Raw genomic sequence first — 7,092 nt, forward strand, 5'->3', positions numbered from 1 at the left:
ATTCCAGGAAAAGTGTGAACGGTCAGGCTCGGCGACCTCGCCGTAGCCTTGCGTCCGGAATTGCGTCGAAACAAACCGGAAATCAGCGGGGTCCTGAGACGTTTGGGCGCAGGATCCTCGCCACAACTGCAACCAATTTGGCCGCTTTTCGTTTGCCGCCATGATGGACAACAAGCCCTTTGAAACGCCGGTGGTGGTCGAACTCGGCCATGTCGGCAAATATCGCCAGATCCGAAGCACCCGCGAGGCCGCCGAGTGCCTGATGACCGTTTGGCCGCTCAATCGCGGCGAGCGCCATCGTAATGCTCTCGACACTTGCCTCAAGGCGCTGGAAGGTTATCGTTCGACAGCGGACGCGCGTCGCGCCCTTGTCGAGGCGGCCCGGGAATCGGAAGTGCTGGTTCCCGAAGACAGGCTGCCCGACGCAAAGCTGCATTGAGCAATTCCAGGAAAAGTGTGAGCGGTTTTCCGTCCGGAATTGCGTATAACAAGGAGACGGGGCGTTTCACCGTTTCCGTGAAACGGTGAAACGCACTAGCAGGCTTCTTAACCGGAGGATTTCATGGCGAAGCTGACTTACAAGATCGTCGAGCATGATGGCGGCTGGGCCTACAAGGTCGGCTCGACGTTTTCCGAAACGTTCCATACGCACCAGGAGGCGCTGCGCGCCGCCGAGATCGCCTCGGCCGAGCAGCAGGTAGCCGGGACCACCGACGGCATCCAGTATGAGGATTCCGAAGGAAAGTGGCACGACGAACTGGCCGATGGCCGCGATCGCCCGCAGACCGAAGTATCTGATTGATAAGGCGCAGGCGCCCCCGCGACCGGCGAAGCCCAAGGCTTCATACCGGCCGCCGGCGGCTATGCGACCCTACTTGCCGCAGTAATGGTCGTTGACGTTCTGTTGCGAGTTGGCATCCGGACCCGGGGTCGTGTCGGCGCACGGCCCGATGGCGCCTGTGCTGCCATAGGTAGTCAGCCCGGAGCCACCGTTGATGCTGCCTGTGGTATAGGGGTCTACCTGCTCGCTCGCTGCGGGACGATGGTCGCGGTGCCACCACCACCAGTCGTCTGACGACTGCGCCATGGCCGCGCCACCCATGGCCAGCACCAGCGCCGAAGCTGCAATAAGTCTTGTAAGCATCGGATTTCTCCATTCTCTTGATCGCAAAATACGTGGGGCCGAAGCCCCACAGCGATACAAACGAAACCCTGGGTCGAGTACGAAGGTTCCACTGGAAATTCCAGGTGGGACAGAATGTCCGACACTTTTGCGTGACGCCGCGTGAAGAGCCGCAAGACCCCGCGAAGGTCAGTTGTGGTCAATGAGGGTCGGCGAAGGCGCGCGGGGCAATCCGTTTTATGAAGGCGACGACCCGTTCAGGCTCCGCAAATTGCGGCATATGGCCGAGACCCTCGACCCGTTCGAAATCGAGGCCTTCGATCCTGTCCAGCATCGGTTCGCCATGCACCGCCTCGCCGATCACCTGGTCGCCGGTGCCGAACAGAATGCCTGCCGGCATCGCTATGTCGCGGTAGCGCCGTTCGATTTCGCCAAGATCCCGCTCCACGGCCACGACATCGGTGGACGTGGCGAAATAGTGGGACGGACGCAGGCCGAGCCATCCGCCCCCGCTGATCATGTAGTCCACGGGAACCGCTTGCGGTGCGAAAATGAACCGCAGCGTCGGTTGCGCGTAGCGAAGGCTGAGCGGTATCGCCACCGTATAGGCCAGAACACGGCGCAGCAGCCTGGATGGGACATAGAGCAGATCAAACCCTTGACGCCCACTCGCCTCCAGATGCGTCAGCGGCGAGAGCAGCGCAATGCCGGAAATCACCGCCGGATGCCTGGTCGCCAGCGCAAGCGCGATGGCCCCGCCGAGCGAGTGGCCGACGACCAAAGGCCGCTCCAGGCGCAATTCCTCGATGAAGCGCCGCACGATGTCCGCCTGTTCCGGCAGCCTGCCGGTCGCGCCGCTTGCCCGAACCGAATAGCCGGAGCCCGGCCGGTCGAGCGCGATCAGCCGGTACCCAGGACCGAAGCGTCCGAACAGCGTGTGGCGGAAATGGTGGAGTTGAGCGCCGAGCCCGTGCACGAAGACGATCGGCCTGCCATCGCCCTCTTCCACATAGTGGACGCGGTTGCCGTCGATCTCGACGAATTTCCCGCAAGCCGGCACCAGTCTTTCGGCATTCGCCGCGATCCGCCAGGTCGCAAGCATCAAGGCGAGCACGGCAAGCGCCGCCGCAACGAGCAAGCCGGCAAGCAGCCACAGGACAACCCATATCAGCATGTTTTCACCCCAAGGCGACCGACCGCACCATATTCGCAACGGCCGCCGCCACAAGCGGATATCCGGCTTTCGCATTGCGGCCGGCCGCCGGCCGCGTTATCTCAGGCGACCTTTTGCGCCGGAGCCCGTCATGCCTGAAATCGTCACCGCCGCCATGCTAGTCATCGGCGACGAGATCCTCTCCGGCCGCACCAAGGACAAGAATATCGGCCACCTCGCCGACATCATGACCGCGATCGGCATCGACCTGAAGGAAGTACGCATCGTCGCCGACGAGGAAGACGAGATCGTTGCCGCGGTGAATGCCGTGCGCGCCCGCTATACCTACGTCTTCACCACCGGAGGCATCGGCCCCACCCATGACGATATCACCGCCGACTCCATCGCCAAGGCCTTTGGCGTGCCGTGCGAATACGACGCCAAGGCCTACGCGCTGCTCGAGGCAAGCTATGCCGGTCGCGGTATCGAATTCACCGAAGCGCGCAAGCGCATGGCGCGCATGCCGCGCGGCGCCGACCACATCGACAATCCCGTCTCCATCGCGCCGGGCTTCCGCATCGGCAACGTCCATGTCATGGCCGGCGTGCCGTCGATCTTCCAGGCGATGCTCGACAATGTCGTGCCGACGCTCAAGGCCGGCACGAAGATGCTGTCGGCCACGGTACACTGTCCCTTCGGCGAGGGCCTGATCGGCGGGCCGCTGGCCGAGATCCAGAAAGCGCATCCCGACACCATCATCGGCTCGTATCCCAAATATGGCGACGGCAAGTTCTGGACCGAGCTCGTCGTGCGTGCCCGCAGCGAGGAAGCGCTCGAGGCCGCCCGCAAGGACGTCGAGGCGATGGTGGCGGGCTTCGCCAAGGCAGGCTGACCGGCAGTTCGGCTGGAACCAGTCAACGCGCTGAAGCGTTCCTTTTGCCGCGCGGACGCGCAGGGCAACAATTTGAGGGACCGGTCATGCGCTTCAAGACAATCGTCGCCATCTTGCAGAACGAACAGGACGCCGAGCGCGTCCTCGATTGCGCCCTTCCGCTTGCCGACAGGTTCGAGAGCCATCTCGTCGGCATCCATGCCGAGGCGCTTCCCGTCCCCTACACATCGGCCACCGGCTTCCCCGATACCGAGTTCCTCCAGGTCTCGGCCGAGATGAACAAGGAACGCGCCGACAAGTTGGAGGCCTATTTCCTGAAGCGGATCGAGGAATCCGGCCTCTCGTTCGAATGGCGAAGCCTGGAAAGCTTTTCCGGCGACAGCGCGCTGACCGGCATATCGAGCGTGCGCGCCGCCGACCTGATCATCGCCGCGCAGCGCGATGCCGGCGGCGATCCGAGCGCCGATGTCGACACGCTGGTCTACGACGCCGGCCGGCCGGTGCTGGTCGTGCCCCATGCCGGGCCGCTGGTCACCACCTTCCGACGTGTGCTGCTGGCCTGGAATGGCAGCAAGGAAGCGGCGCGCGCCGCGTTCGACGCCCTGCCCTTCATCGCCGAGGCCGACAAGACGGACATCCTCGTCATCGATCCGCCGGAGACGCTCGATGAATCTCCGGAAGCCGCCGGCGCCGAGATCGCCGCGGCGCTGTCGCGCCACGGCGCCAATGTCAGCGTCTGCGTGCAGAAATCCGGCGGCACTTCGGTCGACGACATGATTCAGGCCAGGATTGTCGAATCCGGCGCCGACCTTCTGGTGCTCGGCGCCTACAGCCATTCCTGGCTGCGCCAGCTTCTGTTCGGCGGCGTCACCCGCACGGTGCTGCGCACCACGAACGTGGCGGCCTTCCTGTCGCGCTGATTCATTTTTAGCGCGACGCGCTTTAAGTCCACAGCCATCGCCGGCCTCCCCTTGCCAAGCCTGGCGCTTTCCGGCTAATTCCGCCTGCATTCCAGTGTTTTTAGCGCCACGGCGCGCCTTGCGGAGTGCGAACCATGTCCCTTCCCGAAAAAGCCTTTCCCGTCTCATGGGACCAGTTCCACCGCGACGCCCGCGCGCTTTCCTGGCGGCTTTCCGGCGCCAACAAGGGACAGTGGAAAGCCATCGTCTGCATCACCCGCGGCGGCCTTGTGCCCGCCGCCATCATCGCGCGCGAGCTCGGCATCCGGGTCATCGAGACGGTGTGCGTCGCCTCTTACCATGACTACACCAGCCAGGGTCAGCTGCAGGTGCTGAAGGAGATTTCGCCTCCGCTGCTCGCCGATGACGGCGCCGGCGTGCTGATCATCGATGACCTGACCGACACCGGCAAGACGGCCGGCATTGTCCGCGCCATGATGCCGAAGGCGCATTTCGCGACCGTTTATGCCAAGCCGAAAGGCCGCCCGCTGGTCGACACGTTCGTCACCGAGGTCAGCCAGGACACCTGGATCTACTTTCCCTGGGACATGGGCTTCACTTACCAGAAGCCGATCGCGGACGATCACGCCGGCTGAACGGCCTTCATATCTTCCAGAGAATCTCGCTGAATCTGCATCGTGCAGTCGAGCTAACGAGCACCACTACTTTGCGAGATTGACTTTTTCTGGTGGGGTTTTCCGACGGAGTGAAGTTTTTTACTTTTAAAGCTCACAATTCGCCGTAAGATTCCTAAGGTGGCAAACGATTCTGGAGGCTGGGGGCAGCTTCTTACCATGTTGACGAGGCCGACGACGCACAACCAGATGGCCGAAAGAGTCCGGCGGCTCTTCGGCGTTGCGCCTTGTCGCCTGCAGGTTGCCGCCTTGCCTTGGCGTGAAGGCGAGAACGGCGTCGAGATCATGCTGATCACCAGCCGTGACACCGGGCGCTGGGTGCTGCCCAAGGGCTGGCCGGAGGCCAGGGAGCCGCTGTGCGAGGCGGCTGCCCGCGAAGCAGGCGAGGAAGCCGGGTTGCGCGGCAAGGTCTCGCATCTTGAAGCCGGCCGCTATTTCTATGCCAAGGTCCTCGCCTCCGGCGAGGAAGTGCCTTGCGAGGTCTTGGTCTTTCCGCTGCATGTCGACCGTGTCGCGGATCGCTGGAAAGAAAAGCGCGCGCGAACGCGCAAATGGGTCGGCCCGAACGAAGCCGTCCGGATGGTCAACGAACCCGACCTTTGCCAGATCATTGCCGGCTTCTGCGCCGCGCCGCATAAGTTCGCCTAGGAAACTGGAAACGGTCAGGCTGGGCGACTTCGCAGTAGCTCTCCGCGCCGGAATTGCGTCATATCCCGGAAGATCTTCAGGCGCGGCCGAAATCATCGGAACTGAGCCGGGTCCAGCGATCGCCCATCAACCCGCCGATGAAGATGTCGCTGGAGCGGACCGCTTCCGTGACCTCGGCGATGCGTGAACGCACCATCGTGCCCCCGGCATAGTGGAAGAAGACGTTCTTGTAGCCGAAGAGTTGAGGCATGAATCTGCTTTGGGTCTGCCCGGTAATGCCCACGCAACCCATATCCCGCGCCGCCGCGATGAGAGCATCCAGCGTCGCGCCCCAGTGGGATCCGGACGCCTGGATCTGCAGCAGGTTCGCGATGCCGCCGGCCTGGCCGTAAAAGGCATGGCAGCCCAGCATCTTGCCCGTTTCGTCGTAGAGCCCGCCGAAATGAAGCGGCCCGTCGGCCCGCTTCTCGGCCGCGAGCGCAAGCAGCCGCGGCAACTCGCCCTCCCTCCAATTCGGCCGAAGGGAGTAATCGGTCATGAGGATCGGCAGTTGTTCCGCAAATTGGGCCGCATCGATCGGCTCCCGGTGGGTCCGTTGGGACGACGAATGCTGGGGCGACGGCTCGAACCTTGCTCTTGCAAGAGCGTCGAATGCTCTCGCGCTAAGATCGAGTGCCGGGCGAGGCAGGCCGGGCCATTTGCGGCGCAGCACAGCGGCGCCCATCGCACCTGGTCGGAAAACACAGGTCCATTCCAGACAATGCACCGGCAGGAGCTGATACTTCATCGGCCGCGCGAAGGCCAAGGACGTCCGGTTGGCGGAATCGGTCAGGTACAGATCGAATTCGCCTTGATGCAGGGCACGCAGCAATTGCGGCCCGGCCCAACCGTGATCGGTGCTGGAATCGGTCATGAAGGGACCGATGATGGCAGCGTTCAAGGCCCTTCCATTGAGTTCGTAGCCAGCCTTCAGAACGCCCATGAAGCCGCCCAGGCGGCCCTGCGGGTTGATCTGGACAAGAGCCTTGCTCTCATCACCGCCAAGGTAAAGCTCCCTCATATAGTCCGCCGTCCGTGCGATCGCGCGATCGCGCTGGCTGCGACGATGCCTAAACTTCATCAGGAAGAGCGCGGCGACATGCTCAAGATCCTCGGTGGCCAAAGGCCGAACCGAGCCATGGGATTCCAGTGCCGGCGGTGCAGCCGCCTTTCCCGGGCCCGCTTTTGCGGAAACAGGATTCATCGTCAATGCCTATACGAAAGCGCTAAAGGCAGCCGTGCTTCCCAAAGAAAATCTCCATAAGGTCGGCCTCCTGCAAAAAAGTCTCCAAGAGACCTTCTTCTGCCACATCCGATTTTCTTTTCTGTAAATACATCCCGATAATTTCTACAATCCAAGATAATATATAAAAACTAAAATAGGGCCTTCTAAAACTTCAATACACATAAAGTAATTTGAATGACATATTGAACCACCTTAACCGCATAACGGGAGAGCGGTTGCAGCTGCAGAACTGCAGACGGATTGCCCGGGTCATGGCGACAGGTTCGGCTCGGTCCCTGCAAATGCCAGCCACAGGCGACCGGTTCACCGGTGTCGAGCTCAAGCCCAGGCCGGGTTGTGAGAGACAGGGCCCCGCCCCCGCCCCGCGGCGCCACTCCGGGCACGATGCCTAAAATGC

9 protein-coding genes are annotated in these 7,092 nt (G+C 62.5%); 6 read left to right on the top strand and 3 right to left on the bottom strand.

What is annotated here, in order from left to right; all coding sequences use genetic code 11:
- The first annotated feature begins 160 nt into the window (after positions 1–160).
- Together LB572_RS32160 and LB572_RS32165 are read left to right on the top strand one after the other, a co-directional pair.
- Positions 161–439 (top strand): DUF982 domain-containing protein, encoded by a 279-nt coding sequence (locus LB572_RS32160; protein ID WP_140808485.1) that lies wholly within the window; start codon positions 161–163, stop codon positions 437–439.
- 123 nt (positions 440–562) lie between these two features.
- Positions 563–802 (top strand): DUF2188 domain-containing protein, encoded by a 240-nt coding sequence (locus LB572_RS32165; protein ID WP_140808487.1) that lies wholly within the window; start codon positions 563–565, stop codon positions 800–802.
- A 69-nt stretch (positions 803–871) separates the two neighbouring features.
- Here LB572_RS32165 and LB572_RS32170 read toward each other — a convergent pair whose 3' ends face one another.
- Together LB572_RS32170 and LB572_RS32175 are read right to left on the bottom strand one after the other, a co-directional pair.
- Entirely contained in the window at positions 872–1,144 is a 273-nt protein-coding gene (locus LB572_RS32170; RefSeq protein WP_224670620.1) for a hypothetical protein, read from the bottom strand.
- A 178-nt stretch (positions 1,145–1,322) separates the two neighbouring features.
- Positions 1,323–2,297 (bottom strand): alpha/beta fold hydrolase, encoded by a 975-nt coding sequence (locus tag LB572_RS32175; protein ID WP_224670621.1) that lies wholly within the window; start codon positions 2,295–2,297, stop codon positions 1,323–1,325.
- A 130-nt stretch (positions 2,298–2,427) separates the two neighbouring features.
- Here LB572_RS32175 and LB572_RS32180 point away from each other — a divergent pair, with 130 nt between their 5' ends.
- The 4 genes from LB572_RS32180 to LB572_RS32195 all read left to right on the top strand — a co-directional run bounded on the left by LB572_RS32180 (position 2,428) and on the right by LB572_RS32195 (position 5,410).
- On the top strand, positions 2,428–3,168 hold the full coding sequence (locus LB572_RS32180; RefSeq protein ID WP_224670622.1) for a competence/damage-inducible protein A: 741 nt from the start codon (positions 2,428–2,430) through the stop codon (positions 3,166–3,168).
- 86 nt (positions 3,169–3,254) lie between these two features.
- A complete protein-coding gene (locus tag LB572_RS32185; protein ID WP_140808495.1) occupies positions 3,255–4,088 on the top strand; it encodes a universal stress protein in 834 nt (277 codons plus the stop codon).
- Positions 4,089–4,222: 134 nt separating this feature from the next.
- On the top strand, positions 4,223–4,723 hold the full coding sequence (gpt, locus tag LB572_RS32190) for a xanthine phosphoribosyltransferase (protein ID WP_095765134.1): 501 nt from the start codon (positions 4,223–4,225) through the stop codon (positions 4,721–4,723).
- Positions 4,724–4,921: 198 nt separating this feature from the next.
- Positions 4,922–5,410: an NUDIX hydrolase gene (locus LB572_RS32195; protein ID WP_140808497.1), complete on the top strand. Its 489-nt coding sequence runs from the start codon at positions 4,922–4,924 to the stop codon at positions 5,408–5,410.
- Between the two features lie 76 nt (positions 5,411–5,486).
- Here LB572_RS32195 and LB572_RS32200 read toward each other — a convergent pair whose 3' ends face one another.
- Positions 5,487–6,653 carry a hypothetical protein gene (locus tag LB572_RS32200; RefSeq protein ID WP_224670623.1) on the bottom strand — a complete coding sequence of 389 codons (1,167 nt, stop codon included), beginning with the start codon at positions 6,651–6,653 and terminating at the stop codon, positions 5,487–5,489.
- Positions 6,654–7,092 lie beyond the last annotated feature (439 nt).

This window comes from Mesorhizobium sp. BH1-1-5 (assembly GCF_020165615.1).
Taxonomy (GTDB): domain Bacteria; phylum Pseudomonadota; class Alphaproteobacteria; order Rhizobiales; family Rhizobiaceae; genus Mesorhizobium.

What these genes read in the sequence shown, in the direction of transcription:
- LB572_RS32160 (WP_140808485.1), top strand. Translation starts at nt 161, where the DNA reads ATGATGGACAACAAGCCCTTTGAAACGCCGGTGGTGGTCGAACTCGGC.
- LB572_RS32165 (WP_140808487.1), top strand. Translation starts at nt 563, where the DNA reads ATGGCGAAGCTGACTTACAAGATCGTCGAGCATGATGGCGGCTGGGCC.
- LB572_RS32170 (WP_224670620.1), bottom strand. Translation starts at nt 1,144, where the DNA reads ATGCTTACAAGACTTATTGCAGCTTCGGCGCTGGTGCTGGCCATGGGT.
- LB572_RS32175 (WP_224670621.1), bottom strand. Translation starts at nt 2,297, where the DNA reads ATGCTGATATGGGTTGTCCTGTGGCTGCTTGCCGGCTTGCTCGTTGCG.
- LB572_RS32180 (WP_224670622.1), top strand. Translation starts at nt 2,428, where the DNA reads ATGCCTGAAATCGTCACCGCCGCCATGCTAGTCATCGGCGACGAGATC.
- LB572_RS32185 (WP_140808495.1), top strand. Translation starts at nt 3,255, where the DNA reads ATGCGCTTCAAGACAATCGTCGCCATCTTGCAGAACGAACAGGACGCC.
- gpt (WP_095765134.1), top strand. Translation starts at nt 4,223, where the DNA reads ATGTCCCTTCCCGAAAAAGCCTTTCCCGTCTCATGGGACCAGTTCCAC.
- LB572_RS32195 (WP_140808497.1), top strand. Translation starts at nt 4,922, where the DNA reads ATGTTGACGAGGCCGACGACGCACAACCAGATGGCCGAAAGAGTCCGG.
- LB572_RS32200 (WP_224670623.1), bottom strand. Translation starts at nt 6,653, where the DNA reads ATGAATCCTGTTTCCGCAAAAGCGGGCCCGGGAAAGGCGGCTGCACCG.